This is a genomic window from Aquabacterium sp., from assembly GCF_035476535.1.
GTDB lineage: Bacteria > Pseudomonadota > Gammaproteobacteria > Burkholderiales > Burkholderiaceae_C > Pseudaquabacterium.
Genome location: NZ_DATILJ010000251.1, coordinates 23,021 through 49,348, shown reverse-complemented (window position 1 = coordinate 49,348; position 26,328 = coordinate 23,021). Strand labels below are relative to the sequence as shown.

Here is a 26,328-nt window from a genome sequence, read left to right as displayed (position 1 = left end):
CCGTCCGATGACCCGCCCTTCCAGTCGCCGGCGATGGTGGGCCGGATTGCTGACCGCGCTGGCCGGCGCGGCCACCGGCACGCTGCGGGCCGAGGCCCTCAAGATCTCCTGCGGCGCGGTGGGCCAGGAACTGGAGTTGTGCCAGCAGGCCGCGCAGCAATGGGCGCGCAAGACCGGCCACACGGTGCAGGTGGTGGCCACGCCCAACGATGCCAGTGAGCGCCTGGCGCTGTTCCAGCAGGTGCTGGCGGCTCGCTCCGACAGGATTGACGTGTTCCAGGTCGATGTGGTCTGGCCCGGCCTGCTGGCTTCGCACCTGCTGGACCTGCGGCCGTACAGCCAGGGCATCGAGCAGACGCACTTCGCCAGCTTCGTCGCCAACAACACCGTGCGCGGCCGGCTGGTCGCCATGCCTTGGCTGGCCAACGCCGGGCTATTGTTCTACCGCAAGGACCTGCTGCAAAAGTACGGCGAGAGAGTGCCGCTGACCTGGGACGAACTCACCGCCACCGCGCGCCGCGTGATGGAGGCGGAGCGTGCCGCCGGCCATGCCCGCCTGTGGGGCTACGTTTGGCAAGGCCGGGCCTACGAAGGCCTGAGCTGCAATGCGCTGGAGTGGCTGGCCAGCCATGGCGCCGGCACGGTGGTGGCCGCCGACGGCAGGGTCACCGTGCGCAATGCCCATGCGGCGGCGGCACTGAAGACGGCCGCCAGCTGGGTCGGCAGCATCACGCCCAAGGCCGTGCTGAACTACGCCGAGGAAGAAGCGCGCGGCGTGTTCCAGGCCGGCAATGCCGTCTTCATGCGCAACTGGCCCTATGCCTGGGCGCCGGCGCAGGGCGCGGAGAGCGTGATCCGTGGCAAGGTCGGCGTTGCGGCGCTGCCCGGCGGCGCCGGCGGTCGGCCGTCGGCCACCTTGGGCGGTGAATCGCTGGCCGTGTCGCGCTACTCGCGTTACCCGGCGCTGGCGGCCGACCTGGTGCTGTACCTGACCAGTGCTGACGTGCAAAAGCAGCGGGCGCTGGTCGGCGCCTACAACCCGACCTTGCCGGCGCTGTACCGCGATGCCGACATCGCCCGCAGCGCGCCGTTCATCGCCGAGCTGGCCGACACCTTCACCAACGCCGTCGCCCGGCCCACGGCGGCCACCGGGCGGCGCTACAACCAGGTCAGCAACCAGTTCTGGAATGCCGCGCACGACGTACTGGCCGGCACGGCCACGCCGGACGAAGCGCTGGTGCGGCTGGAAGCCACGCTGCAGCGACTCGGGCGCAACGGAAAGTGGAACTGAAAGTGAGCGGCCTGGCACGCGATGGTGATGGCGTGGCGAGCGCCCCGCGCCCCGGTGCACGCTCCGGCCTGCAAGCCCAGCGCCGCCGCCAGGCGCGCTGGATGCTCGCGCCGTTGCTGCTGGTGCTGTCGCTGGTCGCGCTATGGCCACTGCTGCGCACGGTGGGCCTGAGCTTCACCGATGCGCAGCTGGGTTCGGAAACCCCGGCGCAGTTCGTCGGGCTTGAGCAGTACCTCGGCGAGTACGGCGTGCTGAGCGACCGCGACTGGTGGGGCGCCGTGGCCAATACGCTGCGTTTCGCGCTCGTCTCGGTGGCGCTGGAGACGCTGCTGGGCCTGGGCGTTGCGCTGCTGATCCACCGGCCGTCCCCCGTGCGCACACTGTTGCGCGCGGCGATGCTGCTGCCCTGGGCGATTCCGACGGTGGTCTCGGCCAAGATGTGGAGCTGGATGCTGCACGACCAGTTCGGCCTGGTGAACCACTGGCTGCAGAGGGTCGGGCTGATCGGCGAGCCGCTGGCCTGGACCGCGGACCCGGCGCTGTCCTTCGTCGCCATCGTGCTGGTCGATGTCTGGAAGACCACGCCGTTCATGGCGCTGCTGATGCTCGCCGCGCTGCAGGGCGTGCCGGCCGATTGCCACGAGGCGGCGCAGGTCGACGGCGTGCCGGCCTTCGCGGTGTTCCGCCGCATCACGCTGCCGTTGATGCTGCCCGGCATCGCCGTGGCGGTGGTGTTCCGCCTGCTCGATGCGCTGCGCGTGTTCGACCTGATCTACGTGATGACCGCCAACAGCCGGCAGACCCGCAGCATGTCGGTCTATGTGCGCGAGCAGCTGATCGATTTCCAGCTCACCGGCTACGGCTCGGCGGCGGCGACGGCGCTGTTCTTCGTCGTCGCGCTGACCACCATCGTCGTGCTGGCCCTGATGCGCCAGCGCGGCGGCGACAGCGGGAGCCCGGCATGAAGCGGCTGCTGAGCCAAGTCGGCTATGCCTTCGGAGCCGCACTGCTGCTGGCCGTCTCGGTGTTCCCACTGCTGTATGCGATCGGCAGCTCGCTGAAATCGCGCGACGCGCTGTTCGACCCGCGGCTGTGGCCGCAGCATCCGACCTTTGTGCACTACACCAGCCTGTTCCACGACCAGCCCTTCGGACGCAACCTGCTGAATTCGCTGCTCGTCGCCGGCGCGGTGGTGGCGCTGTCGCTGCTGCTGTCGCTGCTGGCCGCCTGGGCGCTGGGCCGGGTGTCGTTCCGCGGCCGCGGGCTGCTGCTGACGATGATCCTGTGCGCCTCGATGTTTCCGCAGGTGGCGGTGCTGGCCGGCATGTTCGAGCTGGTGCAGGCGCTGGGCCTGTACGACAGCCTGGGCGCGCTGGTGCTGGCCGACCTGCTGCTGACACTGCCCTTCACCACCTGGGTGCTGGTGACCTTCATGCGCCAGTTGCCCAAGGAGCTGGAGGAAGCCGCGGCGATGGACGGCATCGGCCCGCTGACGCTGGTGTTCCGCATCTTCCTGCCGCTGCTGTGGCCGGCGCTGGCGGCCACCGGGCTGCTGGCCTTCATCGCGGCCTGGAACGAATTCCTGTTTGCGCTGAGCTTCACGCTGTCGACGGAAGCGCGCACGGTGCCGGTGGCCATCGCGCTGATCAGCGCACCGTCGAAATACGAGCTGCCGTGGGGCGCGCTGATGGCCGCCTCGGTCATCGTCACGCTGCCGCTGGTGGCGCTGGTGCTGCTGTTCCAGCGGCTGATCGTGTCCGGGCTGACCCAGGGCGCGGTCAAGGGATGATGGTGTCTGAAATGAGCGTCCGTGTCGAGAGGCCACATGACCCCACGGCTTGAATTGCGCGACCTGCGCAAGGACTTCAACGGCCGACCGGTGCTGTCCGGCATCGACCTGGGCGTGGCGGCCGGCGAGTTCTGCGTCTTCATCGGCCCCTCGGGCTGCGGCAAGTCGACCTTGCTGCGCTTGATCGCCGGGCTGGACGAGGTCAGCGGCGGTGAGATCCGCATCGATGGCCGCGTCGTCACGCACCTGCCGCCGGCCGAGCGCGACCTGGCGATGGTCTTCCAGGGCTACGCGCTGTACCCGCACATGACGGCGTTGGAGAACATGGCCTTCGGGCTGCGCTACCGCAAGCTGCCGGCCGACGAGATCGAGCGCCGCGTGGCCGAGGCCAGCCGCATGCTGCGCCTGGAGCCGCTGCTGCAGCGCAAGCCGCGTGAACTCTCCGGCGGCCAGCGCCAGCGCGTGGCGATCGGCCGTGCCATCGTGCGCCAGCCGCGGCTGTTCCTGTTCGACGAGCCCTTGTCCAACCTGGACGCGGCGCTGCGCGTCAACACCCGCATCGAACTGGCGCGGCTGCACCGCGAGCTGGGAACGGCCAGCACGGTTTACGTCACCCACGACCAGGTCGAGGCGATGACCTTGGCCGACACCATCGTGCTGCTGCGCCCCGGCGCCGAGCGCGGCCCCAGCATCGCGCAGGTCGGGCCGCCGCTGGCGCTGTACCACCGGCCGGCCAATCTGTTCGTCGCCGGCTTCATCGGTTCGCCGGCGATGAACTTCCTGTCGGGTGAAGTGAGCGGCCTGAGCGAGGCCGCGGTGACCGCGCGGGTCGCTGGCGGCGCTTGCTGGACAGCGCGGGTGCAGCCGCAGGGCCTGGCGCCCGGTGCGCCGGTGACGCTGGGCATCCGGCCCGAGCATGTGCGCATGGGTACCGGTCCGGGCCGCGCCCGCGTGGTGCACGTGGAGCAGCTTGGCGAGCTGTGCCAGCTGTACCTGCGGCCCGAGGGCGGCGACGACGCAGCGCCGCCGCTGCTGGCCAAGGTGGCCGTGGCGCCGGCGGCGCTGGGCGATGCGCTGGCCTTCGACCTGCCGGCCGAGGCGCTGCATTGCTTCACCGCCGACAGCCAGGCGCTGCCGCGCGTGCTGGACTGAGCGCCATCGGCGACAGCGCCCACCACCCCGGACGCAAGGCCGGCGAGCGGGGCGTGGCCGCTGCCGGCCTCAGGACTTGCAGCCGCGGCCGGGGTCGGCGAGCGCCTTCACCGCCACGCCGGTGACCACGTTGTAGTTGCCCTTGGCCTCGCGGATGTAGAAATCCTGCACGGGATTGCGCGAGGTCGACATGCCGAACTTGCCGCGTGGGCTGCCGATCACCGTCTTGCCCATCGCATACAGCATCTCGGGGCGCTTGGTGAAATCGCCACCGACAGCGGTGAGGCCGGCGCCCAGCAGTTGCGCGGCGTCGTAGCCTTGCACCGCATAGACGTCGGCGTTGGCCTTGTAGGCCAGCGCGAAGCCCTTGCGGAAGGCGTTGTTGCGCGGCGTGTCGATGTCGTCGGCGTAGTGCAGCGTGGTGATCAGGCCTTGCGCGGCGGCGCCCTGCGCCTCTAGCGTGCCGTCGGTCAGGAAGCCCGAGCCCATCAGCGGCACGGTCTTGCGCAGGCCGGCGGCGTCGTAGTCCTTGACGAACTTGACGGCGCCACCGCCGGCGAAGAAGGCGAACACCACGTCGGGCTTCTGCGCGGCAATCTCGGTCAACAGCGCCTGGAATTCGACGTTCGGGAAGGGCAGCGACAAGTCCTTCACCACCTTGCCGCCGCCCTTTTCGAAGGATTCGGTGAAGCCCTTCACCGTCTCGTTGCCGGCGGCGTAGTTCCAGGTGATGGTCATCGCGCGCTTGTAGCCCTTTTGCGCGGCGACGACACCGGTGGCGTAGCCCGGCTGCCAGTTCGAGAACGAGCTGCGGAAGATGTTCGGCGCGCACTGCGCGCCGGTGATGGCGTCGGCGCCGGCGTTCGGCACGATCAGCAGCGTATTGCTTTCCTTGGCCGCGCGGGCCATCGCCAGCGCGACGCCGGAGTGCACGGTGCCCACCAGCACGTCGACCTGGTCGCGCTTGATCAGCTTGTTGACGTTGTCGGTGGCCTTGGCGGGGTCGGATTCGTCGTCGACCTTGAAGTACTGGATCTCGCGTCCGGCGAGCTTGCCGCCCTGTTCATTGACGTAGAGGCGGAAGCCCTTCTCGATGTTGTCGCCCAAGGCGGCGAAGGTGCCGGTATTGGGCAGCATCAGGCCGACTTTCAACGGTGCTTTCTGCGGCGCGCTCTGTGGTGCGTTCTGCGCCGAGGTCGACAGCGCCGCGGCCGCTGCGACGGCGGCCAGGGCCAGCTTGATCGGGGTGTGCATGGGGTTTGTCTCCAACGAAGATCAAACCCTTATTGTGGGCCTGCGCGGTGTGCGCTCAGACCATCGGCAACCCGACGTAGTTCTCCGCCAGCACCGTCATCGCGGCTTGTGAGCTGAACAGGTAATCCAGCTCGGCCTGCTGCATGTGCTGGCCGAAGCTGCTGGTGTCGGGAAACTTGTGCATCAGCGAGGTCATCCACCACGAGAAGCGCTCGGCCTTCCAGATGCGGGCCAGCGCGCGCTGTGAATAGGCGTCCAGCCCGCCGGCGCTGCCGCCGTAGTGTTCGCTGAAGGCCTGCCACAGGAAGCCGACATCGCTGGCCGCGAGGTTCAGGCCCTTGGCACCCGTGGGCGGCACGATGTGGGCGGCGTCGCCGGCCAGGAAGAGGCGGCCGAAGCGCATCGGTTCGGCGACGAAGCTGCGCAGCGGAGCAATGCTCTTTTCCAGCGACGGGCCCGTGGTCAGTTCGGCCGCGGTGGCGGCGGGCAGGCGGCATTTCAGCTCGTTCCAGAACGCGTCGTCGGACCAGTTCTCGACCTTGTCGTCCAGTGCGCATTGCACGTAGTAGCGGCTGCGCGTGTGGCTGCGCTGGCTGCACAGCGCGAAACCGCGCTCGTGGTGCACGTAGATCAGCTCGTGGTTGACCGGTGGCACATCGGCCAGTACGCCCAGCCAGCCGAAGGGATAGACGCGCTCGTGCAGGTTCAGCGATGCCGCCGGCACGCTGGCGCGGCAGACGCCGTGGTAGCCGTCGCAGCCGGCGATGAAGTCGCAACTCACGTCGTGGGTGACGCCGTCCAGTTCGTAGTGCACCTGCGGCTGCGTGCCGTCGAAGCCCGAGATGCGCACGTTCTGCGCTTCGTACACGGTGGGCAGGCCGGCGGCGGTGCGCGCGTCCATCAGGTCGTGCGTCACTTCCGTCTGGCCGTAGACCGTCACGCGCTTGCCGGTCAGGCCGTGCAGGTCGATGCGGTGGCGCTGGCCGCCGAAGCACAGCTCCACGCCATCGTGCGGCAGGCCCTCGCGGTGCAAACGGGCGCTGACGCCGGCCTGGTCCAGCAGCTCGACGGTGGTCTGCTCGAGCACGCCGGCGCGGATGCGGCCCAGCACGTAGGCGGCGCTGCGCTGTTCGATGACGATGTTGGCGATGCCGGATTTGGCCAGCAACTGGCCCAGCAGCAGGCCCGAGGGGCCGGCGCCGATGATCGCAACCTGGGTCTTCATGACTCGTCTCCTGTCGTTCTTGCCACAGGTCAAAGCGTAGGCGGTGGAGGGCAATGTCTCAATGGACAGAAGCGGCGAAGGCTTGAACAATTCGAACATGCGCAGCGCCAGCAAACATGCCCCCCCGGCCAGCCTGCCCAGCTACGCGCTGTATGGCGAGCATGGCCAGACCCAGGCGACAGACTGGTTGCACTGCGAATCGATTGCCGACCGCAGCCAGCACCATGCGTGGGAGATCCGGCCGCATCGGCACGAATCCCTCTTTCAAATTCTGCACATCGATACCGGCCGGGTCGAAGCCCGGCTGGAGGACCGCATCGAGGCCATGGCGGGCCCGTGCGTGCTGACCGTGCCGGCCTTGGTGCCGCACGGTTTCCGCTTCGCGACGGACATCGAAGGCACGGTGATCACCGTGCTCGAAAGCCACCTGGCGCATTTGCTGTCCGGCGCCGCCGGGCTGGCCGAGCGGGTGATGCGGCCGCGGCTGCTGCGCTGGCCGGTAGGGGATGTCGACTCGGGCGAGACGGCCGAAGACGCAGGGGCGCTGGCCGAGGCCGTGGTGGCCGTGCGCCGCGAGTTCCACGGCACGGGTGCCTGGCGCGACACCGCGCTGGATTCAGCGCTGCTGCGCCTGGCCGTGGTGCTGGGCCGGCTCGCGCCGCCGCCCAGCGGCGCGCCGGCAGCCGGCGGCGCGCGCGCAGTGGTGCATGTGCAGCGCTTTCGCGCGATGGTCGAGGCGCAGTTCCGCCAGCAGCCCAGCCTGGCCGCGCTGGCGCAGCCGCTGGGCATCACGGCCACGCAGCTGAACCGCGCCTGCCACCAGGTGCTCGGCCATTCGGCGCTGGGCGTGCTGCACAGCCGGCTGGTGCTGGAGGCGCAGCGCGACCTGGCCTACACCACGCTCAGCGTGAAGCAGATCGGGCTCGGGCTGGGTTTCGGCGACGCGGGCTATTTCACGCGCTTCTTCCAGCGTGAGACCGGGCACACGCCGAGCGCGTGGCGGGCGCTGGCGGCGCGTTGAGCTGGGGGCGGCTCAGGCGGCGCGGCGCAGGGAAGGGGTGTCCGGGTGCCGCGGGCGGTCGCCGACGCCATAGAAGACGAACAGGTCAACCCCTGCCGAGGGGTGACGGCGCTGCCGCCGACGGCGGCCCCTTGAGCTCGACGACATTGCCTTCGGGGTCGCTGAGGTAGATCGACGGTCCTTCGCCCTCCGCGCCGTAGCGCTGCTCCACCGTGCCGGCCTCGACGCCGTGATCCTGCAGGTGGCTGCGGACGGCTTGCGCATCGAAAGGCTCGACGCGCAGGCACAAGTGATCCAGGTTGCGGCCCTCGCGGCCCGGCGCCGCACCGCCGGCGCGACCCAGTTGGCTGTCCACCGGCACCAGGTCGATCATCGAGCGGCCGGCGCGCAGTTGCACCAAGCCGATGTTGTCCTGCCTGCGCTCGACCACGCAGCCCAGCACATCGGAGTAGAACTGCAGCATGCGCTCGAGGTCGACAACGCGCAGCACCAGATGGTCGATATCGCGGATCTTGATCGTCATGTCCGCGAGGGTAAGGGAGGGCTCAAACCCGTTCGAGGACCACGGCAATGCCCTGGCCGACGCCGATGCACATGGTGCACAGCGCATAACGTCCACCACTGCGCTGCAGCTGGTTGACGGCCGTGGTGGCCAGGCGTGCACCACTGGCGCCCAGCGGGTGGCCCAGCGCAATCGCGCCGCCGTTGACGTTGACGCGCGCGTCGTCATCGTCCAGCCCGAGCTGGCGCAGCACCGCCAGGCCTTGCGCGGCAAAGGCCTCGTTGAGTTCGATGACGTCGATCTGGCCCAGCGTCAGGCCGGTCAGCGCCAGCACTTTCTGCGTCGCCGGTGCCGGGCCGATGCCCATGATGCGCGGCGGCACGCCAGCGGTGGCCATGCCGACGATGCGCGCGCGCGGCGTCAGCCCGTTCTTCGCGGCGGCCGCTTCGCTGGCCAGCAGCAGCGCGCAGCTGCCGTCGTTGACGCCGGAGGCATTGCCGGCGGTCACCGAGCCGTCGGGCTTGACCACGCCCTTCAACTTGCCCAGCGCTTCCAGCGAGGTTTCGCGCGGATGTTCGTCCTGTTTCACGATCAGCGCCTCGCCTTTCTTCTGCGGAATCGTCACCGGCACGATCTCGGCGTCGAAGAAGCCGGCCTTCTGCGCGGCCACGGCCTTCAGCTGCGAGGCCAGCGCCATGCGGTCCTGCGCGGCGCGTTCGATGCCGAATTCCACTGCCACGTTTTCGGCCGTCTCGGGCATCGAATCGACGCCGTACAACTCCTTCATGCGCTTGTTGACGAAGCGCCAGCCGATGGTGGTGTCGTAGACCGCGTTGTTGCGCGAGAACGCGCTCTCGGCCTTGGGCATCACGAAGGGCGCGCGGCTCATGCTCTCGACACCGCCGGCGATCATCAGCTGCGCTTCGCCGCTCTTGATCGCGCGGGCCGCGCTGCCCAGCGCGTCGAGGCCCGAGCCGCAGAGGCGGTTGATCGTCGCGCCGGGCAGCGTGGCCGGCAGCCCGGCCAGCAGTGCGGCCATGCGCGCGACATTGCGGTTGTCCTCGCCGGCCTGGTTGGCGCAGCCGTACAGCACATCGGCCACCGCGTCCCAATCCACCTTCGGGTTGCGCGCCATCAGCGCCTGCAGCGGGATCGCGCCGAGGTCATCGGTGCGCACGGAAGACAGCGCGCCGCCGTAACGGCCGATGGGGGTGCGCACGGCGTCGCAGATGAAGGCTTGGGTGCTCATGGGGACCATCTCCTTGGGGCTTGATTCGGGTTCAGCGGCTCGGGTTCAACGGATCAACGTCAACGGGTCAACGGGTCAACGGCACGGCGCTCAGGCGCTGCAGTTCCTCGAAGGCCAGCCCGGCGACGATATCTCGTACCTGCGCCTTGCCGTCGACCAGCTCGATCACGGCCAGGTCCGTGTAGACCCGGCGCACGCAGGCCAGGCCGGTCAGCGGGTAGCTGCACGCCTCGACCAGTTTGCTCTCGCCCTGCTTGGTCAGGTGCTCCATCATCACCCAGGTCTGTTTGGCGCCGATGGCCAGGTCCATCGCGCCGCCGACCGCGGGAATCGCATCGGGCGCGCCGGTGTGCCAGTTGGCCAGGTCGCCGCCGGTCGAGACCTGGAAGGCGCCGAGCACGCAGACGTCGAGGTGGCCGCCGCGCATCATCGCGAAGCTGTCGGCATGGTGGAAGTAGCAGCCGCCCGGCAGCAGCGTCACCGGCTGCTTGCCGGCGTTGATCAGGTCGAAGTCCTCCTCGCCCTCGGGCGGCGGCGGGCCCATGCCGAGCACGCCGTTTTCGCTGTGCAGGATGACTTCGCGATCGGCCGGCAGGTGGCTGGCCACCAGCGTCGGCAGGCCAATGCCGAGGTTGACCACCGCGCCGTCGGGGATGTCGTTGGCGATGCGCTGCGCGATCTCGGCGCGGCTCCAGCGAGGCAATGCGGTCATGCGGCGTCTCCCGTGGCGATGCGACGTGGGATCTGCACCACGCGCTGAACATACAAACCCGGCGTCACGACGGTTTCGGGATCGATCTCGCCGAGTTCGGCCACCTCGAAAACGGAGGCCACCGTCACCCGCGCGGCCGCCGCCATGATGGGCCCGAAATTGCGCGCCGTCTTGCGGTAGGTGAGGTTGCCCCAGCGGTCGCCGCGCTCGGCCTGGATCAGCGCCAGGTCGGCGTGGATCGGGACCTCCAGCACGTGACCGCGGCCCTCAATGAAACGCGTCTCCTTGCCCTCGGCCAGCGCGGTGCCGTAGCCGGTGGGCGTGAAAAAGGCGCCGATGCCGGCGCCGGCGGCGCGGATGCGCTCGGCCAGGTTGCCCTGCGGCACCAGTTCCAGCTCGATCTGGCCGGCGCGGTAGAGCCGGTCGAAATGGTGGCTGTCGGCCTGGCGTGGAAACGAGCAGATGATCTTCTTCACCCGGCCGGCGGCCAGCAGCGCGGCCAGGCCACTGTCGCCATTGCCGGCATTGTTGTTGACGATCGTGAGCTCGCGCGCCCCTTGGTCGATCAAGGCCGCGATGAGTTCATGCGGCTGGCCGGCGGTGCCGAAGCCGCCAATCATCACGGTCGCGCCGTCGGCCACGCCGGCCACGGCGGCGGCGGGGGAGTCGCAGAACTTATTGATCATGGGTCATCCAGATTGTTCGTATACAGAACATCAGTTCTAATAAAGAACATTGTAGGCAGCAACACGTCTTTTGTCAGGCGCCGCACGCCGCGTCGTTCAAGTTCTTTCAGGGGATTGCCGAAGTGCCTGGCAAGCCTCTCACCGGCTGGCCTCACTCTCTTCTTGGAAACGACCATGGCGGCGACGACCATCGACATCGACAACCTGCGCGTGGGCATGTTCGTGCACCTGGACCTGGGATGGTGGGCGCATCCTTTTGCGCTGTCGAGTTTTCAGGTGTCCTCGCCGGACCAGATTGCGACGATTCGCGGGCTCGGCCTGAAGCGCGTGCGCTGGAGCCCTGAGAAGAGCCGGCCGCTCGACAACGGCCCATCCGGCCAGGAGCCTGGCGCGGACGCTGCCGGGATTGCGCTGGATGCACTGCTCGACGAGCCCGGCGCCGTACCGCAGACCACCGATCACGACGCCGCACGCCGCCGCGCCGCGCTGGCCGCGCAGCGCCAGGCCGATGCGGTGTGCGCTGCACAGTACGCCGAAGCCGGCCAGGCCTGGAAGGCGGCTGCCGAACAGGTGCTGACGCTGCCGCTGGCCGCCCGCGACACCACCGAGTGGCTGACCCGTTCTCTGCTGGACAAGATGATGATCGACGGTGAGCTGTGCATCCGCGTGCTCGCCGACAGCCCGGGCGAGCGTGCCGCCGCGCATGCGCTGAACGTCACCGTGATCTCGCTGCTGATGGGCCGGGTGTTCGGCTTCGGCGAGGTCGAAATGCTGGACATGGGGGTTGGCGCGCTGCTGCACGACATCGGCAAGCTGGAGCTGCCCGAGCGCCTGCGCCTGCCCGACGGCCAGTTCAGCCAGGCCGAGAACACGCAATACCGCGAGCACGTGGCGCATGGCATCGCCCACGGCCAGCGCATGAACCTGAACCCGGCCGCGCTGAGCGTGCTGGCCCAGCATCACGAAATGGCCGATGGTTCGGGCTTCCCGAACCGGCTGAGCACCGAACGCATGTCGGCCATCGCGCGCATCGTGGCGCTGGTCAATCGCTACGACAACCTGTGCAACCCGGCCGTGCCCTCGCATGCGCTGACGCCGCACGAGGCGCTGTCGCTGATCTTTGCGCAGGCGAAGTCGAAATTCGACACGACGATGCTGAATGCCTTCATCCGCATGATGGGCGTCTACCCGCCGGGCTCGATGGTGCAGCTCACCGATGACCGTTATGCCACGGTGATCAGCGTCAACTCCTCGCGCCCGCTCAAACCCCGCGTGCTGGTCTGCGACACGGCCGTGCCGGTCGAAGAGGCCTTGCTGCTGAACCTGGAAGAAGCCTCCGACCTGGGCATTCGGCGCAGCCTGAAGCCTTCGCAGCTGCCGGTGGCGGTGCAGAACTACCTGTCGCCGCGCCAGCGCGTGGTGTACTTCTTCGAGCCCGCGGTGGCGGACGGCGTGGCGCAGGCGGTGGAGGCGCTCGCCGCGTGAGTGCCGAGCCTGCATCCCCCGCGCCGGCATCGCCGGCCGCGGCGCACGACGCACCGGCTGCGGCCCTGCCGGCCTGGACGCAGCTGATCGCTGCGCTGGCCGATGCGGCCTGGCTGGTTGACGCCCGCAGCCAGCAGGTCTGCGCGGTCAATGCCGCGGCCGCCGGCTTGCTGGGCCGATCGGAGCAGGAGCTGATGGGCCTGTCGGCCACCGGCCTGATCGCCACGCCCGAAGACCTGGCCTTCTGGGACGACGTGGGCGCCGGCCCTGGCGCCAGCCGCTGGCTGGCGTCGGATACCGTGCTGGTCGACGCCAGCGGCCGCCTGGTGCGCGTGAACCGCCGCATCCAGGCGCTGAGCGCCACGCCCGCGGCCACGCACTACCTCGTCACCGTGCAGGACCGCACCGAACAGCAGCGCCAGCAGGACGAGCGCGAGGCGCTGCTGGCCGGCCTGCAGGCCACGCTGGAATCCACCGCCGACGGCATCCTGGTCACCGACCTGGCCGGCCGCATCACCGCCTTCAACCGCCGCTTTGCGCAGATCTGGGGTGTGCCCGAATCGCTGCTGACGCAGCGCAACGACGACGCCGTCTACGACTGGATGCGCCGCAGCGTCGTCGAGCCCGAGGCTTACCAGCGCCGGCTGGCCCTGATCCAGGAAGCCACGCTGCTGCAGGCCAGCGAGCGCGTCACGCTGTTGTCCGGCCAGGTGCTGGAGCGCGTGACGCAGCCGCAGAACTGCCAGGGCCGGCCAACCGGCCGCGTCTGGGCCTTCCGCGACCAGACCGAGCTGGAAGCCGCGAGCCGGCGCATCGCGGCGCTGGCGACCACGGACGGCCTGACCGGCCTGTTCAACCGCCGCCAGATCGGCGAAGCCCTGGCCGATTCGATCCACCAGGCGCGACGCGGCAGCGGCACGCTGGCGTTGCTGATCCTGGACCTGGACCGCTTCAAGCAGATCAACGACAGCCTCGGCCACGAGATCGGCGACCGAGTGCTGCTGGACACCGCGGAGCGCCTGAAGACCTGCCTGCGCCAGGGCGACCAGGTGGCACGCATCGGCGGCGACCAGTTCGCGCTGCTGGTGCAGCGCGTGGACAGCCGCGGCGCCGAAGCCGCGGCGCGGCGGGTGCTCGAAGCCATCTCGCGCCCCTGCGCGGTGGACGGCCTGCAGTTCACGATGACCTGCAGCGTCGGCGTGGCGTTGTTTCCGGTGGACGGGGATGAAGGCGACCAGTTGCTGCGCCATGCCGAAACGGCGATGCAGCGCGCCAAGCAGGGCGGTCGCGCCGGCTTCCGCTTCCACCAGCCGCACCACGACGCCGACCTGCGCCAGCGCATGCGCCTGGACCATGCGATGCGCCAGGCGCTGGCCAGCAACCGCTTCCGGCTGAAGTACCAGCCGCAGATCGACCTGGCCAGCGGCGCGGTGGTCGGCGCCGAAGCGCTGATCCGCTGGCGCGATCCGGAGTTGGGCGAAGTCCAGCCGGCCGAGTTCATCCCGGTGGCCGAAGACTCCGGCTTCATCGTGCCGATCGGCGACTGGGTGCTGGCGCAAGCCGTGCGCCAGGCCGCGCGCTGGCGCCAGGAGGGCCTGGTGATGCCGGTGTCGATCAATGTCTCGGCGCTGCAGTTCCAGCAAGCCGACTTCATCGACCGCGTGGCCGGCGTGCTGCGCGACAACGAACTGCCCGGCTCGCTGCTGGAGCTGGAGCTGACCGAATCGATCCTGGTGCAGGACGCGGACGAAGCACTGCAGCGCCTGTCGCAACTCTCGCTGCTGGGCGTGCGCCTGGCCATCGATGACTTCGGCACCGGCTACTCCAGCCTGGCCTACCTGAAACGCTTCCCGATCGAGCGGCTGAAGATCGACCGCAGCTTCATCCAGGGCATACCGCAGGACGACAGCGATGCCGGCATCGTGCGCGCCATCGTGCAGATGTCCAAGGCCTTGGGCATGAAGGTGGTGGCCGAGGGTGTCGAGACCGAGCCGCAGCGCGCCTTCCTGCTGGAAGCCGGCTGCGACCATTTCCAGGGTTTCCTGTACGCGCCGGCATTGGACGCCTTGAGCTTCGACGAACGCGTGCGCGGCCGCCCGCGCGGCGGCAAACCACAACTGAGCCTGGTGTCACGCTGAACCAGCGTGCTGGTTGCGGCCGCGCGGGCACGTGGTTTGCTGCGCCTTCGCAGACCCTTGCGGGCGCGTGGGCACTTGACCTACATTTTTCCGCTGGGCCACCCCTGCGCAGCTGGAAACATGTCCGCACTCGAAGCCATCGTCCGCGCGAAGTTTCATGCGCTGGACACCCCGACGTCGCTGGTCCTGCCGGGAGGCCAACGCATTGGCCCTGAAGATGCCCGCCTGACCGTGCACCTGAACGACATGCGCGCACTGGCGCATGTGGCCACCGGGCAGATCGGGCGCTTTGCCGAGGACTATGTCGAAGGCCGCGTCGATGTCGACGGCAACATGCGCGACCTGATGGCCAGCGCCGCGGGCCTGGTCGGCGACGACCCGACAGGCGGTACGCGCGCCGGCCCCTGGCGCTGGTGGCGGGGGCTGATGCGGGGCAGCAAGTCGCCGGGCCGCCACAGCGTGGAAACCGATGCGCGCCAGGTGCAGTTCCATTACGACGTGTCGGACGATTTCTACGCGCTGTGGCTGGACCCGCGGCGCGTCTACTCCTGCGCCTACTACGCCGATGCGCAGATGACGCTGGCCCGTGCGCAGGAAGCCAAGCTCGACCACATCTGCCGCAAGCTGATGCTGCGCGAAGGCGAACGTTTCCTGGACATCGGCGCCGGCTGGGGCGGCCTGCTGCTGTGGGCCGCCGAACACTACGGCGTGCGCGCCACCGGCATCACGCTGTCGCGCAACCAGCATGCGCATGTGACGCAGTTGATCGAAGAGCGCGGCCTCGCCGGCCGCGTGCAGATGCAGTTGCTGGACTACCGCGAACTGCCGGAAGACGAGCCTTGGGACAAGATCGCCTCGATCGGCATGTTCGAGCATGTCGGCGCGGCGATGCTGCCGATCTACTTCGGCAAGCTGTACCGGCTGCTCAAGCCGGGCGGGCTGCTGATGAACCACGGCATCACCGCCGGCGGCACGCGCAATGCGCAACTGGGTGCGGGCATCGGCGACTTCATCGAGCGCTACATCTTCCCCGGCGGTGAACTGCTGCATGTCTCGCATGTGCTGCGCGACATGGCCGACGCGCAGCTGGAGCCGCTGGATGTCGAGAACCTGCGGCCGCATTACGCCCGCACGCTGTGGGCCTGGTCCGACGGGCTGGAGGCCCAGCTCGGCCGGGCGCGCGAGATCACCTCGGAGAAGGTGGTGCGCGCCTACCGCCTGTACCTGGCCGGCTGCGCGATGGCCTTCGAGCAGGGCTGGATCTCGCTGCAGCAGGTGCTGGCGGCGCGGCCCTCGGGCGTCGTGGGAGAGGGGCCGATGCGGGGTGCACAATCGGCTTTCCCGTTCCAGCGCGGCTACATCTACCGACCATGATCTACAAGTTCAAGAGCAAGGCCGCGGGCGACCTGATCATGCTGGGGCCGAACGGCGATGCATTGCTGCGCGCCATCGGCCGCGAGCCGGCAGCCAAGGGCATCATCGAGCCGGCCGACATAGCGGCAGCGGTGCTGGGCATCGAACGCGCGATTGCCGCGGACGAAGCGGCGCGCGCCGAAGCCGAGCGCGAAGCCGCCGCCGAAGGGCGCACGTTGAAGGCCGCCGAGGGCGTGTCGTCGCGCCAGCGCCTGTGGCCGATGGTCGAGATGCTGCGCCGCGCGCAGTCCGCCAAGGAACCGATTGTCTGGGGAGTGTGAAATGAAGCTCTGGAGCAACAGCTGGGTCAATGGGGAATTCATTCCCGAGCGCTATGCCGCTGGCAAGCTGAGCGCCGATGGCGTCGGCTTCTCCGACAACATCAGCCCGCACCTGGCCTGGAGCGATCTGCCGGCGGGCACGCAGTCGCTGGTGCTGATCTGCCATGACTTCGATGTGCCCAGCCGCGGCGACGATGTCAACCAGCCCGACCGCGAGGTGCCCGCCGAGCTGCCGCGCGTGGACTTCTTCCACTGGGTGCTGGTGGACCTGCCGCCGAATGTGAGCGGCCTGGCCGAAGGCGAATTCAGCCAGGGCTTCACCCCGCGCGGCAAACCTGGCCCGGCCAGCCTGCATGGCGCACGCCAGGGCCTGAACGACTACACCGGCTGGTTTGCCGGCAACGCCGAGATGGCCGGCCAGTACTTCGGCTACGACGGCCCGTTCCCGCCGTTCAACGATTCGCTGGTGCACCACTATGTGTTCACGCTGTATGCCTTGAGCGTGCCGCGGCTGGCCGTGCAGAGCGCGTTCACCGGCGCCGAAGTGCGACAGGCCATGGCCGAGCAGGTGCTCGGCGCGGCCACGCATTCGGGCACCTACACGCTCAATCGCCGCTTGCGGGGCACGACGCCCTGAGACCCGCGGCTTGAGCGACGCCACCCGCATCATCGCCATCCGCCATGGCGAAACGGCCTGGAACGCCGCCGCACGGCTGCAGGGGCAGCTGGACATTCCGCTGAACGCCGTGGGCCGGGCCCAGGCCGCGCAACTGGCTGCTGCGCTGGGCGACGAAGGCATCGCCGCGGTGATCTGCAGCGACCTGGGCCGCGCGGCGGAAACCGCGCGTGCGCTGGCCGAACCGCTGGGCCTGCCGCTGCAGCTGGACGCGGCCTTGCGCGAACGCGGCTTCGGCACGATGGAAGGCCGCAGCTTCGAGGAGATCGACCGCGACTGGCCCGAGCTGGCCCGGCGCTGGCGCAGCCGCGACCCGGACTTCGCGCCGCCGGGCGGCGAGCGCTTGGCCGACTTCTACGCCCGCAGCGTGGCTGCCGCCGAACGCCTGGCGCTGGCCCATGCCGGCCGCACGATCGCCCTGGTCACCCACGGCGGTGTGCTCGACTGTCTGTACCGCGCCGCCGCCCGCATCGAGCTGCAGGCCTCACGCACTTGGCAGCTCGGCAATGCGGCGATCAACCGGCTGCTGCATTCGCCGGAGGGCTTCGTGCTGGTCGGGTGGAACGATCACCAGCATTTGCTGGGCTTGGGCCGGGACGAGCCTCGGGCCTGATGGCCGTGGGCGCGGTTCGCCGGCCGCCGCTCAGCGCGAGATGGCCCGCCAGGCGTTCTTGCGGGCGGCGATGGGTGTCAGATCGGTCTTGTCATCGGTGACGTTGGTACCGTCGTTGAAGCGGTTCTCGCGGATCAGGTTGTCGCCGGTCTGGACGAGCAGCGGGTGGGCCACGTTGGCCGTGCTCGACAACACCTCGTAAGTCCCTGCGCCGCTCTTGACGTTGACGACATAGCCGTACGACGACTGCGAGCAGTTGCTGCCGCCGCCCACGTTGGTGTTGAAGAACAGCCGGCCCAGCACGAACTTGGGATCGACGTTGACCTGCTGCCCGGCCGGCAGATCGAGGTGCCAGCCGCGCGAGGTAGCCCAGTCCACCGTGCCGGTGACCGCGCCCGAGCCGGTGTTCAGCGTCAAGGCGGTGGTGGAAGAGCGCACATTCGACATCGCCGTGCCTTCGGTGAAGGCGTAGACGCTCTGGATCGACGTGCCGCCGAAGTCGGTGCTGTCCAGCAGCCGGCCGGTGCCGACGATGATCACGGCCTTGCCGCCGATCCGCGTCAGCTGAGGCGCGGTGGTCACCGGTTGCGCGTCGTTCGATGCATTCTTCAGCACCGCGAGCAGGGTCGTGGTGCCGCTGGTGAGATCGAACTTCCAGACATTGCCCAACAGGTCGCCGCCGTAGACATAACGCACCGTGCCATCGTCCTCGCGATAGGCATTCAGCTGTGCCAGCCCGCTTTCGGCGCCCACGGCTCCCGCGGTGCTCGTGAACTCGGTGATCACCGCGCCGGTGGCGGCGTTCAGCATCCACATGCGGCCCTTGCCGTCGCCAATGCTCGCACCGTTGTCGTAGCCGGAGGTCACCAGCACGACGTAACCGTGGGTCGTCGACTTGATGATCAAGGGCTTGCCCACGGTGTACTCCACCTTGGCCGCGTAGCTGCTTTGCGCGGGCGAGGGGAAGGTCCACTTCACCTGGGCCGCGGCCTGGGTTTCGGTCAAGGACTTCGGGCTCGTGACGTCCAGCGCGTAGTAGCTGCGCCCGGCCGCCCCCATGCCGCCGGCGAGCATGCGGGCGGTGTCGGTGTAGCGGCCCAGCGCGGGTGTGGCATCGAGCTTGGTCTTGAACGAATAGGCACGATCGACCGTGGTGCCTATCGCCGACAGGCCGGCGTAGGGCACGAAGGCCCACTGCTCGGCCCCGTCGCTGGTATTGAAGGCGTGCAGCATGCCCTCGCCCGATGCGACGTAGACCACGCCGCTGCTGCTGTCCACCACCGGTTCGGCATTGATGACCGAGCCCATCAGGCTGCTGCGCTTGCGGTAGGTGCTGCCCTCGCCGCTGCGGTTGCCGCGCAGGTAGTCGACCACGCCGGCGTCGGTGTAGGTGGCGCTGCTGGGATTGACCGTGCTGCCGATGTTGCCGGCGGTGAAGCCCAGGCCGTTGCTGCCGTCGGAGGTGAAGACCACGCGGGTGGACCAGTCGCGGGCCTCGAGCAAGTCGTTCGCCGACCAGAGGGCGGTGGTGCTGATGACGCCAGTGGTGCGGTTGACGGCATTGGCCGTCAGGTCGCCCACCCAGCCGGCCGGGTCGTAGCTGGCCAGGTAGGCCTGGCCATCGCCGGCCAGCAGGTTGATCGTGCTCACCGCCACCGCGCTCTGCGCGCCGACCTGGCTCTTGATGTCGAGCAGTCCCGCCTTGATGCCCTGCGCCGTGGTCGTGACGTCGGTTCCGTAGTACATCTGGCCGCGGCCGTTGACCGTGGCGTGCCAGAGGTCATCGACCATGCTGGCCTTGTCGCTGACCGGCGTGGGCCAGGTCGGTGCCGGCGACGAGAACGCATCGGTGCGCGCTGGCCACAAGCTGCCCTTGATGCCCATGGTCAAGCCATAGGTGTTCAGGTGCAGGTTGGTGTTGGTGTCCGGGTTGGTGACCTCGGTGGAGCCGGCCGGCACCTTGCCGGCGCTCAGGTCGCTGCGCAGTTGCAGCGTGAAATAGGCCAGGGCCTTGTCGGCCAGCGAGCTGCTGGTGATGGTCTGGTAAGGCGCTGCCGCACCGTAGGTGGCCTGCGTGTAGCTCGGTGCCGCCGTGGCCGTGTCGTTGGCGAAACCGTCGGTCAGGATGAAGGCCGCATTGCGCTGGCAGGCGTACTGGACCAGGTTGGTGTTGTTCTTGAATCGGTCGTAGATGTAGGAGTACGTGGTGTGGGTCGGCGTGCCGCCGCCACGCTCGTTCAGATAGAAGATGCCGGCGACCGCGCGGCTGTTGCTCGAGGCCACGGTGCTGTCGGCATCGTAGACGCTCGGGTTGGAATTGGAATTGAATGCCACCACGCCCATGCGCAGGCCGGTCATGTCCTCCAGCGTGGCGCCCATCGCGGCGGCCAGCATCAGGCGGCGCTTGCGGTAGTAGGTGAACCAGTTCGCGAAGTTCTGGATCTCGTCGGCATAGACGCGGCCCGAGGGGAAGCTGTTGCCTGACTTGATTTCGTAGCGCTTGATCGTGCTGCCGTCCCACGCGGCCACGCAGGTGCTGCCGTCGATGGTGCAGCTTTCCTTTTTCCAGAAGGTGGCCGGGTAGTAGCTCACCGTGGCGGTGCAGGTCTTGTTCGTCGTGGTCACCGTGTACGGCAAGGTGCCCACGCTGCCGGTGGTGCAACCGGTGCTGGTGGCGCCGGTCGGAACGATCATGCCGGGCGCGAAACTGAACTTCCAGCCGCTGGTGGTGCTGGCCAGGTCGGCCGTCAGATTGATCGTGCCCGAGCCGAGCACCGGATGGGACTTGGCCGCGGTGGTCGATGCGTTCGAATAGCTGACGCTGGCGCCCGACAGGTAGGCCGGCGACCAGGCTGCATAGATCTTCGTCGAATCGTAGTAGAGCGGGTTGTAGTCGCTCGAGCGCAGCCACGCCATTTGCGTGGTAGGTGGAATGCCGCGCAGCGTGGTGTCGGCGAGCATGCGGCTGCCCGCGGCAACGCCGTTCGGAAACAGGTAGGCGAAGGCCAGGTTGGTCGAGTCGTTCAGCGTACCGACCCGGAATGCACCGCTCGGGTACAGCGTTGCGTCGGCGGTATTGCCCCAGAAGAAGCCGTTGTCGGTGCCGTCGATCACGATCTCGCCATCCATCGAGCCCGAGTCGTCCATGCCGAACAAGACGGTCGGCTTGGCCAGCACCGAGGCCTTCAGCGGTTGCTCTGCCAGATTGGTGGTGGCGGCATGCGAGGTGACCTGGAACAACAGGCCTGCCAGCGCGAGCACGGAAACGGTGATCTGTGAGGCGGCTCTCATGGGCTTGCTCCGGAAGGGAAAGGTGTCGTGCGGCGATCAGCGGTTGACCAGGGCCTGCGTCCAGGTCTGCGTGCCGCGCTGATCGGTGACACGCACGGTGATGCGGAACTGGCGCGAGTTCTTGGGCTGGTAGTCCAGCGGGTTGGCGCTCATGTCCTCGGCATCGGTCGTGGATGCCAGCTTGACCAGGCATTCACGCGACGCCACGGTGATCTCGCCGATCGTGCACAAGCGATCCACCGCGTAATTCACCGTATAGCGCTCGACTCCGCCGGCCACCGTGGGCGTGCCATCCCAGTTGATGGCGGGGATGCCGTTGGCATCGACAGGCTGCGTGGTGGCGAAATACCACCCACCGTTGTCGTCGTTCTCGCTGGCAAGTGCCTTCACGGCGGTGAAGGCGGTGTTCCAGCCCACTTCGGCAGCGTGCACCGAGGCGTCCTTGCTGGCCACATTGCCGGTGATCAGGTAGCTGGCCTCGGTCATGCGTGCCAGCGCCAGCGCGCCCAACAGCATCACCGTCATCAGGATCAGCACCATCAGCATGGTCATGCCGCGTTGCGAGCGCAAGGGGATTCGCTTCATGATGTCGCTCGCCTCACAAGCCGTAGATGATGTTGCGCAGCGGGGCGATGACGATCTGCGTGCGATAGCGGTAGCAGCGCCAGTCCGCGACATCGGGTTCGATCTCGTCGCCGAACAGCGTCGGCTTGGAGGTCGAAGCCTCGCATTGGTTGGTTTCCTTGTTGACCTTCTCGCGCTGCGCGCTGCGCATGACGATGCCGATGCGCACGGCCTTGATGCGCAGGATGTTGGTCTGGTCGATCGAGGCCCAGTCGGCGGCCGTGGCCTTCTGCCACGGCAGCACCAGCGGGCTGCGGCTGCCGTCCGTCGCGACCGTGGCCGCCGCCGAGACGCCGTATTCGACGTGGAAGGCCAGCACATTGCGCAGCAGCGTCGAGGTGGTGCCGTCGAGCACCCGGGTCATCTGCAGGGTGCCGCCGTTGACGCTGTAGCGGTTCCATTGCGGTGTGCCGATGAGCGTGACCAGCGAACTCTCCGGGTAGGTCGGGTTGACCGTGAAGATGCCCTGGTTGTACTGGCCGCCGGCATTGAAGGTCAGCGATTCCTTCACATCCACGGTCGGGGCCGCCGGCGTTGCGGTCACCGTTCGCAGCAGGCATGGCGTGCCGACGTTCGGCGAGGCCAGCAGCACCTGCTGACCTTGCGTGACCGGCAGGTAGTTCATCAGCGTCACGGTGCTGCCGTCCGATGTGCCGGAGGTCTTGACCGCGGCGCCGGCCGCCACGTCGCTGCCGTACATGATGTCCAGCACGTCGTTGCTGCCGACGCGGGTGACCTGTACCGGCGCGAAGTTGGCGTTGTCGGCGACAACCGAGGCATTCACGCTGAGATTCAGCTTGGTACACAGGTAGCCGAGGTTGCCGAAGAAGCCGAGGCCGCCATTCGCCACGTCGTTCTTGATCGATGCCAGTGCCGATGCCGTGTTGGCGGCGCCGCCGCCGACACCGATGCCCTGGCGCTGCGCCGCCGTGAAGTACTGGGCGCTGCTGACAGCGGCCAGGCTGACCAGCAGGCCGACCACCAGGCCGACCATCAGTTCGATGATCGACAGGCCGCGTGCCGTGTGTGCGTTCGCGCGGGGAGGGGCGATGAGTGTGTTCATGGCGGGTCAGCGGGGGTCGCTGATCACGGTGTGGGTGCGGGTTTCGGCTGGCGTCGTGCCGTCCTTGGAGGTCCACCGCCAGCTCAGGGTCACGGTCAGCCGGCCTGAGGCCGCGGTGGCCACGGTCGGGTCCACCACGTTGGGCAGACCTGAGGCCAGCACGCGGGCCCGCCAATCCGCCGTGTAGGCCAGCGCGGCAGCGCTTGCCGCGGAGCAGCCGCCGGGCGCCGGCAGGACATAGCAGACGGTGTTGCCGGCGCTGTCGATCAGGGCCGTGTTCAGCAACTCATCGGCCAATTGCGAGGCCACCAGGCGGTGCTGGGCCTCGGTGGACTGTGCGACCAGTCGGCCCTGGAACCCGGTCAGCGACAGCAGCCCGAAGCCCAGCACGGCCAGCGCGGCGATGCCGTCGAAAAGCCCCACGCCTCGTTGGCGCAAATGCAGTGTGTTCATGGGCAGCTCAGCTTGTTGCCGCACAGCAGGATGGCGCCACCGGCGTCAATGCGCAGGCGTGGGCAGCGCTGTTCACTGGAGCAGGTCACGCCGGCGATGCTCATGTCCGCCACGACATCGGTGCCGCGTGGCCGGGTCATGCCATCACTGCCGAAGTCGATGTTCAGCGCGTCCGCAGCGAGGCCTTGCGTGAATGTGCGGGTGCGCAAGGTCGCCGGTACGGTCTGGGTCATGTCGATCACCTGCGTGGCCGTCCCCGTGATCGACAGGCGCACCACGCCGTTGCGCTTGAGCGCCTCGCTCTGTGCATAGAGGGCTTCTGCCATCAAGGCATTGCCGCCCTCGCGCAGCCGCGAATTGGTGATGTAGTCGCCGAAGAACGGTGCCGCCATGCCCGTCAGCACGGCCATGATGACCAGCCCCACCATCAACTCGATGAGGGTCACGCCTCGACGGGTGTTCAGCTGTCGCATGACGTGCCTTTCAGGCTCCAGCACGTCGCGTTCGCGCCGTTGGGGTGTGCCGTGGTGGCGCGCGTGCCGGTGTTGGTGAGCGTGTAGGCATAGCCGACCATCGAACCCGTACCGGTGGCCGTCACCAGATAGGTCTGGCCGGCATTGGCCGTGGCGCAACTGAGCGTGAAGTTGCTGGCGGTTGGCAGCGTGGGCAGACAGACCCCCGCGCTCGCGGCCGTGTCGTAGCGCCCGGTGTCCTGGTAGGTCTGCTCCATGCGCGAGGAGTAGGAGCTCAGTGCGTCGAAGGCGGCTGGAACGCGCGAGCGCATCACGTAGGCCCGGTAGGAGGGCAGGGCGATTGAAGCCAGGATCGCCACGATCGCCACGGCGATCATGAGTTCCACGAGCGTGAAGCCGCGCTGGCGGTATGCAGACATCTTCTGGTTCCTCGTCCTGATCGCCAGCTGTCCATGGCGACATTGGTGAGTTCTTGCACTGTGGCGGGCGCTTGAACCGGTTTCTAGGAGCGGCATCGGCAACTTGCTTGCGCCGCTTGAGGCCGCACTGGAAATCAGATGTATCCCGCCCGACGGACGGTAGGTCTGGCGCACCCGAGTGGCGTCGAGTGGCCATTTGCGATCCGCGGCGGCCCGCGTTGACAGCGTCTGTGGCCCTGCCTATCCTGACCCGCACGGCCCGGCTGCGGCACGGCGACGCAGGCACTCGCCCTGCCATCAGTCTCGGGCCGGCCCGCCTTCTGCAGTCCAAGCAAGACAGCCATGAAAGACGCGCAAATCATCGTTCTGGCCACGCCGGTGTTCCTGGCGCTGATCGCCGTCGAGCTGCTGGTGGGGCTGGCGCGCGGCCGCAACACCTATCGCCTGCATGACGCGATGGCGAGCATCGGCCTGGGCATGCTGAGCCAGGTGGTGGCGCTGTTCACGAAGCTGCTGAACATCGGCCTGTACACGGCGGTGTTCGCCAGCGTCGCCTGGGTCCAGCTGCCGGCCACGTCGGTCTGGGTCTGGGTGGCGGCGCTGCTGCTCTACGATCTGCTCTATTACTGGAAGCACCGCTTCGGCCACCGCATGGCCATCGGCTGGGCCGCTCATGTGGTGCACCACCAGAGCGAGGACTACAACCTGTCCACTGCCTTGCGGCAAACCTCCACCGGCTGGCTGGCCGACTGGCTGTTCTACCTGCCGATGGCCGTGCTGGGCTTTCCGCCGCTGGTGTTTGCCGTGGTGGCGCTGGTCGACCTGCTGTACCAGTACTGGGTGCACACGCAGCAGATCGGCAAGCTCGGCTGGTTCGATCGCTGGTTCTGCTCACCGTCCAATCACCGCGTGCACCATGCCGTGAACGATGCCTATGTCGACAAGAACTACGGCGGCATCCTGGTGCTCTGGGATCGGCTGTTCGGCAGCTTCACCGAAGAGCGTGACGGCGAGCCCTGTGTCTACGGCACCCGCTCGCCGCTGCGCAGCTTCAACCCGCTGTGGGCCAACCTGGAGGTGTACGCGGCGCTGGCACGGGACGCCTGGTTCGCCGGCCGCTGGGCCGACAAGCTGCGCGTGTGCTTCAAGCCGCCCGGCTGGCGTCCGGCCGATGTGGCGGCGCGTTTCCCGAAGCCGGCTTTCGACATCCATCAGGTGCGGCGCTTCGATCCACCCACCGGTCCGCTCGAGCAGGCTGCCGCGCTGGTGGTCTTCGCGGGGGTGCTGGCAGCCACCGTGCTGCTGCTGTGGAATGCGCACACGCTGTCGCTGATGGCCGTGTTGCTCGGTGCGGCCGGCATCGTCGCGGCCCTGAGCGTGCTGGGGTGGCTGGGCGCGGGCCGGGGCCGCGCGCGTCGGGCGTCAGTCGCCGAACGAGCCGCCGCCGGCTGACTCAATCACCGAACAGGCTGCCCGTGGCAGCCTGGGGCGGTGCCACCCCCAGGTGTCGGTACGCCGCCAGCGTGGCAATGCGCCCGCGCGGTGTGCGCTGCAGGAAGCCCTGCATGATCAAGTACGGCTCGATCACGTCCTCGATCGTGCCGGACTCTTCGCCGATCGCCGCGGCCACGTTGTCCAGCCCCACCGGGCCGCCGTCGAAGCGGTGCACCACGGCTTCGAGCAGCTTGCGGTCCATCAGGTCGAAGCCTTCTGGGTCGACGTCCAGCATCTTCAGCGCCTTGTCGGCGATGTCGCGCGTGATCACGCCGTCGGCCTTGACCTCGGCATAGTCGCGCACGCGGCGCAGCAGGCGGTTGGCGATGCGCGGCGTGCCGCGCGAGCGGCGGGCGATCTCGAAGGCGCCTTCGGCCTGGATCGTCACCTTCAGCAGGCCGGCCGAGCGCTTGACGATGGTGCCCAGCTCGGCCGGCGTGTAGAACTCCAGCCGCGCGACGATGCCGAAGCGGTCGCGCAGCGGGTTGGTCAGCATGCCCGCGCGCGTGGTGGCACCGACCAGCGTGAAGGGCTGCAGATCCAGCTTGATCGAGCGCGCGGCCGGGCCTTCGCCGATCATGATGTCGATCTGGTAGTCCTCCAGCGCCGGGTAGAGGATTTCCTCGACCACCGGCGACAGGCGGTGGATCTCGTCGATGAACAGCACGTCGTTCTTCTCGAGATTGGTCAGGATGGCGGCCAGGTCCTTGGGCTTTTCCAGCACCGGCCCCGAGGTCTGGCGCAGGTTCACGCCGAGTTCGGCGGCGATGATGTGGCTCAGCGTGGTCTTGCCCAGCCCCGGTGGGCCGAACAGCAGCACATGGTCCATCGCCTCCTCGCGCTTGCGGGCGGCGCCGATGAAGATCTCCAGCTGTTCACGCGCCTTCACCTGGCCCACGTACTCCTGCAGCAGCTTGGGCCGCAGTGCACGTTCCAGCGCTTCTTCCTGTGGCGACTGCCGAGCAGCGGCCACTACGCGCGGTAAGGATGGTGCGCTGGCGAAATCGTCGGTCTGTATGCCCAT

Annotated in this window: 25 protein-coding genes; 12 read left to right on the top strand and 13 right to left on the bottom strand. The window is 68.4% G+C overall.

Annotated features, from left to right (window positions below; genetic code table 11):
* Positions 1-7: 7 nt before the first annotated feature.
* Genes VLK61_RS24820 through VLK61_RS24805 form a run of 4 tightly spaced genes read left to right on the top strand, consistent with a single transcriptional unit; the run spans position 8 to position 4,232 of the window.
* On the top strand, positions 8-1,291 hold the full coding sequence (locus tag VLK61_RS24820; protein ID WP_325425018.1) for an ABC transporter substrate-binding protein: 1,284 nt from the start codon (positions 8-10) through the stop codon (positions 1,289-1,291).
* A gap of 2 nt (positions 1,292-1,293) precedes the next feature.
* The gene (locus VLK61_RS24815) at positions 1,294-2,256 is read left to right on the top strand and encodes a carbohydrate ABC transporter permease (RefSeq protein WP_325425016.1); all 963 of its coding nucleotides are present in this window, start codon (positions 1,294-1,296) and stop codon (positions 2,254-2,256) included.
* Positions 2,253-3,080: a carbohydrate ABC transporter permease gene (locus tag VLK61_RS24810; protein ID WP_325425014.1), complete on the top strand. Its 828-nt coding sequence runs from the start codon at positions 2,253-2,255 to the stop codon at positions 3,078-3,080. The genes VLK61_RS24815 and VLK61_RS24810 overlap by 4 nt, the downstream gene beginning before the upstream one ends.
* 36 nt (positions 3,081-3,116) lie before the next feature.
* The gene (locus VLK61_RS24805) at positions 3,117-4,232 is read left to right on the top strand and encodes an ABC transporter ATP-binding protein (protein WP_325425012.1); all 1,116 of its coding nucleotides are present in this window, start codon (positions 3,117-3,119) and stop codon (positions 4,230-4,232) included.
* A 69-nt stretch (positions 4,233-4,301) separates the two neighbouring features.
* Here the strand turns inward: VLK61_RS24805 and VLK61_RS24800 are convergent, their stop codons facing one another.
* Together VLK61_RS24800 and pobA are read right to left on the bottom strand one after the other, a co-directional pair.
* Positions 4,302-5,486 carry an ABC transporter substrate-binding protein gene (locus VLK61_RS24800; protein ID WP_325425010.1) on the bottom strand — a complete coding sequence of 395 codons (1,185 nt, stop codon included), beginning with the start codon at positions 5,484-5,486 and terminating at the stop codon, positions 4,302-4,304.
* Between the two features lie 55 nt (positions 5,487-5,541).
* Entirely contained in the window at positions 5,542-6,711 is a 1,170-nt protein-coding gene (pobA, locus tag VLK61_RS24795; RefSeq protein WP_325425008.1) for a 4-hydroxybenzoate 3-monooxygenase, read from the bottom strand.
* An 82-nt stretch (positions 6,712-6,793) separates the two neighbouring features.
* On the opposite strand from pobA, the gene VLK61_RS24790 reads away from it, so the two are divergent.
* Positions 6,794-7,732, top strand: coding sequence for a helix-turn-helix domain-containing protein (locus VLK61_RS24790; protein WP_325425006.1), 939 nt, complete (start codon positions 6,794-6,796; stop codon positions 7,730-7,732).
* An 85-nt stretch (positions 7,733-7,817) separates the two neighbouring features.
* On the opposite strand, the gene VLK61_RS24785 is transcribed toward VLK61_RS24790, so the two are convergent.
* From VLK61_RS24785 to VLK61_RS24770, 4 genes are all read right to left on the bottom strand, one after another.
* Positions 7,818-8,255, bottom strand: a complete 438-nt coding sequence (locus tag VLK61_RS24785) for a VOC family protein (RefSeq protein WP_325425004.1) — start codon at positions 8,253-8,255, stop codon at positions 7,818-7,820.
* Positions 8,256-8,277: 22 nt separating this feature from the next.
* Positions 8,278-9,483 carry a 3-oxoadipyl-CoA thiolase gene (gene pcaF, locus VLK61_RS24780; protein WP_325425001.1) on the bottom strand — a complete coding sequence of 402 codons (1,206 nt, stop codon included), beginning with the start codon at positions 9,481-9,483 and terminating at the stop codon, positions 8,278-8,280.
* Between the two features lie 67 nt (positions 9,484-9,550).
* Complete coding sequence (locus VLK61_RS24775) at positions 9,551-10,195, bottom strand: 3-oxoacid CoA-transferase subunit B (protein WP_325424999.1); 645 nt, start codon at positions 10,193-10,195, stop codon at positions 9,551-9,553.
* Positions 10,192-10,881, bottom strand: coding sequence for a 3-oxoacid CoA-transferase subunit A (locus tag VLK61_RS24770; protein ID WP_325424997.1), 690 nt, complete (start codon positions 10,879-10,881; stop codon positions 10,192-10,194). Before VLK61_RS24770 ends, VLK61_RS24775 begins: the two co-directional genes overlap by 4 nt.
* A gap of 174 nt (positions 10,882-11,055) precedes the next feature.
* Between VLK61_RS24770 and VLK61_RS24765 the strand changes: the two genes are divergently transcribed.
* From VLK61_RS24765 to VLK61_RS24740, 6 genes are all read left to right on the top strand, one after another.
* A complete protein-coding gene (locus VLK61_RS24765; RefSeq protein WP_325424995.1) occupies positions 11,056-12,366 on the top strand; it encodes an HD-GYP domain-containing protein in 1,311 nt (436 codons plus the stop codon).
* On the top strand, positions 12,363-14,504 hold the full coding sequence (locus tag VLK61_RS24760; protein WP_325424993.1) for a putative bifunctional diguanylate cyclase/phosphodiesterase: 2,142 nt from the start codon (positions 12,363-12,365) through the stop codon (positions 14,502-14,504). The genes VLK61_RS24765 and VLK61_RS24760 overlap by 4 nt, the downstream gene beginning before the upstream one ends.
* 120 nt (positions 14,505-14,624) lie before the next feature.
* Positions 14,625-15,878 carry a class I SAM-dependent methyltransferase gene (locus VLK61_RS24755; protein WP_325424991.1) on the top strand — a complete coding sequence of 418 codons (1,254 nt, stop codon included), beginning with the start codon at positions 14,625-14,627 and terminating at the stop codon, positions 15,876-15,878.
* Positions 15,875-16,198, top strand: coding sequence for a DUF1840 domain-containing protein (locus VLK61_RS24750; protein ID WP_325424989.1), 324 nt, complete (start codon positions 15,875-15,877; stop codon positions 16,196-16,198). The genes VLK61_RS24755 and VLK61_RS24750 overlap by 4 nt, the downstream gene beginning before the upstream one ends.
* Before the next feature lies 1 nt (position 16,199).
* Positions 16,200-16,835, top strand: coding sequence for a YbhB/YbcL family Raf kinase inhibitor-like protein (locus VLK61_RS24745; RefSeq protein ID WP_325424987.1), 636 nt, complete (start codon positions 16,200-16,202; stop codon positions 16,833-16,835).
* A 10-nt stretch (positions 16,836-16,845) separates the two neighbouring features.
* Positions 16,846-17,487, top strand: coding sequence for a histidine phosphatase family protein (locus VLK61_RS24740; RefSeq protein WP_325424985.1), 642 nt, complete (start codon positions 16,846-16,848; stop codon positions 17,485-17,487).
* 30 nt (positions 17,488-17,517) lie between these two features.
* Here the strand turns inward: VLK61_RS24740 and VLK61_RS24735 are convergent, their stop codons facing one another.
* The 6 genes from VLK61_RS24735 to VLK61_RS24710 are packed head-to-tail and all read right to left on the bottom strand — an operon-like array spanning position 17,518 to position 23,810.
* Positions 17,518-20,778, bottom strand: coding sequence for a pilus assembly protein (locus VLK61_RS24735; RefSeq protein WP_325424983.1), 3,261 nt, complete (start codon positions 20,776-20,778; stop codon positions 17,518-17,520).
* 36 nt (positions 20,779-20,814) lie between these two features.
* Complete coding sequence (locus tag VLK61_RS24730) at positions 20,815-21,363, bottom strand: pilus assembly PilX family protein (RefSeq protein ID WP_325424981.1); 549 nt, start codon at positions 21,361-21,363, stop codon at positions 20,815-20,817.
* A gap of 13 nt (positions 21,364-21,376) precedes the next feature.
* Entirely contained in the window at positions 21,377-22,465 is a 1,089-nt protein-coding gene (locus VLK61_RS24725; protein ID WP_325424979.1) for a PilW family protein, read from the bottom strand.
* A gap of 6 nt (positions 22,466-22,471) precedes the next feature.
* Positions 22,472-22,918: a pilus assembly protein PilV gene (locus VLK61_RS24720; RefSeq protein ID WP_325424977.1), complete on the bottom strand. Its 447-nt coding sequence runs from the start codon at positions 22,916-22,918 to the stop codon at positions 22,472-22,474.
* Positions 22,915-23,391 carry a pilus assembly FimT family protein gene (locus VLK61_RS24715; RefSeq protein ID WP_325424975.1) on the bottom strand — a complete coding sequence of 159 codons (477 nt, stop codon included), beginning with the start codon at positions 23,389-23,391 and terminating at the stop codon, positions 22,915-22,917. The genes VLK61_RS24720 and VLK61_RS24715 overlap by 4 nt, the downstream gene beginning before the upstream one ends.
* Positions 23,379-23,810, bottom strand: a complete 432-nt coding sequence (locus VLK61_RS24710; RefSeq protein WP_325424973.1) for a type IV pilin protein — start codon at positions 23,808-23,810, stop codon at positions 23,379-23,381. The genes VLK61_RS24715 and VLK61_RS24710 overlap by 13 nt, the downstream gene beginning before the upstream one ends.
* A gap of 342 nt (positions 23,811-24,152) precedes the next feature.
* On the opposite strand from VLK61_RS24710, the gene VLK61_RS24705 reads away from it, so the two are divergent.
* Positions 24,153-25,262, top strand: coding sequence for a sterol desaturase family protein (locus VLK61_RS24705; RefSeq protein WP_325424971.1), 1,110 nt, complete (start codon positions 24,153-24,155; stop codon positions 25,260-25,262).
* 1 nt (position 25,263) lies between these two features.
* Here the strand turns inward: VLK61_RS24705 and ruvB are convergent, their stop codons facing one another.
* Complete coding sequence (gene ruvB / locus VLK61_RS24700) at positions 25,264-26,328, bottom strand: Holliday junction branch migration DNA helicase RuvB (RefSeq protein WP_325424969.1); 1,065 nt, start codon at positions 26,326-26,328, stop codon at positions 25,264-25,266.

Bases quoted from the DNA above. Each gene is read 5' to 3' on its own strand.
- pcaF (WP_325425001.1), bottom strand. From the start codon at position 9,483: ATGAGCACCCAAGCCTTCATCTGCGACGCCGTGCGCACCCCCATCGGC.
- VLK61_RS24805 (WP_325425012.1), top strand. From the start codon at position 3,117: ATGACCCCACGGCTTGAATTGCGCGACCTGCGCAAGGACTTCAACGGC.
- VLK61_RS24735 (WP_325424983.1), bottom strand. From the start codon at position 20,778: ATGAGAGCCGCCTCACAGATCACCGTTTCCGTGCTCGCGCTGGCAGGC.
- ruvB (WP_325424969.1), bottom strand. From the start codon at position 26,328: ATGGGCATACAGACCGACGATTTCGCCAGCGCACCATCCTTACCGCGC.
- VLK61_RS24755 (WP_325424991.1), top strand. From the start codon at position 14,625: ATGTCCGCACTCGAAGCCATCGTCCGCGCGAAGTTTCATGCGCTGGAC.
- VLK61_RS24715 (WP_325424975.1), bottom strand. From the start codon at position 23,391: ATGCGACAGCTGAACACCCGTCGAGGCGTGACCCTCATCGAGTTGATG.
- pobA (WP_325425008.1), bottom strand. From the start codon at position 6,711: ATGAAGACCCAGGTTGCGATCATCGGCGCCGGCCCCTCGGGCCTGCTG.
- VLK61_RS24725 (WP_325424979.1), bottom strand. From the start codon at position 22,465: ATGAACACACTCATCGCCCCTCCCCGCGCGAACGCACACACGGCACGC.
- VLK61_RS24745 (WP_325424987.1), top strand. From the start codon at position 16,200: ATGAAGCTCTGGAGCAACAGCTGGGTCAATGGGGAATTCATTCCCGAG.
- VLK61_RS24710 (WP_325424973.1), bottom strand. From the start codon at position 23,810: ATGTCTGCATACCGCCAGCGCGGCTTCACGCTCGTGGAACTCATGATC.
- VLK61_RS24820 (WP_325425018.1), top strand. From the start codon at position 8: ATGACCCGCCCTTCCAGTCGCCGGCGATGGTGGGCCGGATTGCTGACC.
- VLK61_RS24775 (WP_325424999.1), bottom strand. From the start codon at position 10,195: ATGACCGCATTGCCTCGCTGGAGCCGCGCCGAGATCGCGCAGCGCATC.
- VLK61_RS24730 (WP_325424981.1), bottom strand. From the start codon at position 21,363: ATGAAGCGAATCCCCTTGCGCTCGCAACGCGGCATGACCATGCTGATG.
- VLK61_RS24750 (WP_325424989.1), top strand. From the start codon at position 15,875: ATGATCTACAAGTTCAAGAGCAAGGCCGCGGGCGACCTGATCATGCTG.
- VLK61_RS24770 (WP_325424997.1), bottom strand. From the start codon at position 10,881: ATGATCAATAAGTTCTGCGACTCCCCCGCCGCCGCCGTGGCCGGCGTG.
- VLK61_RS24720 (WP_325424977.1), bottom strand. From the start codon at position 22,918: ATGAACACACTGCATTTGCGCCAACGAGGCGTGGGGCTTTTCGACGGC.
- VLK61_RS24785 (WP_325425004.1), bottom strand. From the start codon at position 8,255: ATGACGATCAAGATCCGCGATATCGACCATCTGGTGCTGCGCGTTGTC.
- VLK61_RS24810 (WP_325425014.1), top strand. From the start codon at position 2,253: ATGAAGCGGCTGCTGAGCCAAGTCGGCTATGCCTTCGGAGCCGCACTG.
- VLK61_RS24705 (WP_325424971.1), top strand. From the start codon at position 24,153: ATGAAAGACGCGCAAATCATCGTTCTGGCCACGCCGGTGTTCCTGGCG.
- VLK61_RS24800 (WP_325425010.1), bottom strand. From the start codon at position 5,486: ATGCACACCCCGATCAAGCTGGCCCTGGCCGCCGTCGCAGCGGCCGCG.
- VLK61_RS24765 (WP_325424995.1), top strand. From the start codon at position 11,056: ATGGCGGCGACGACCATCGACATCGACAACCTGCGCGTGGGCATGTTC.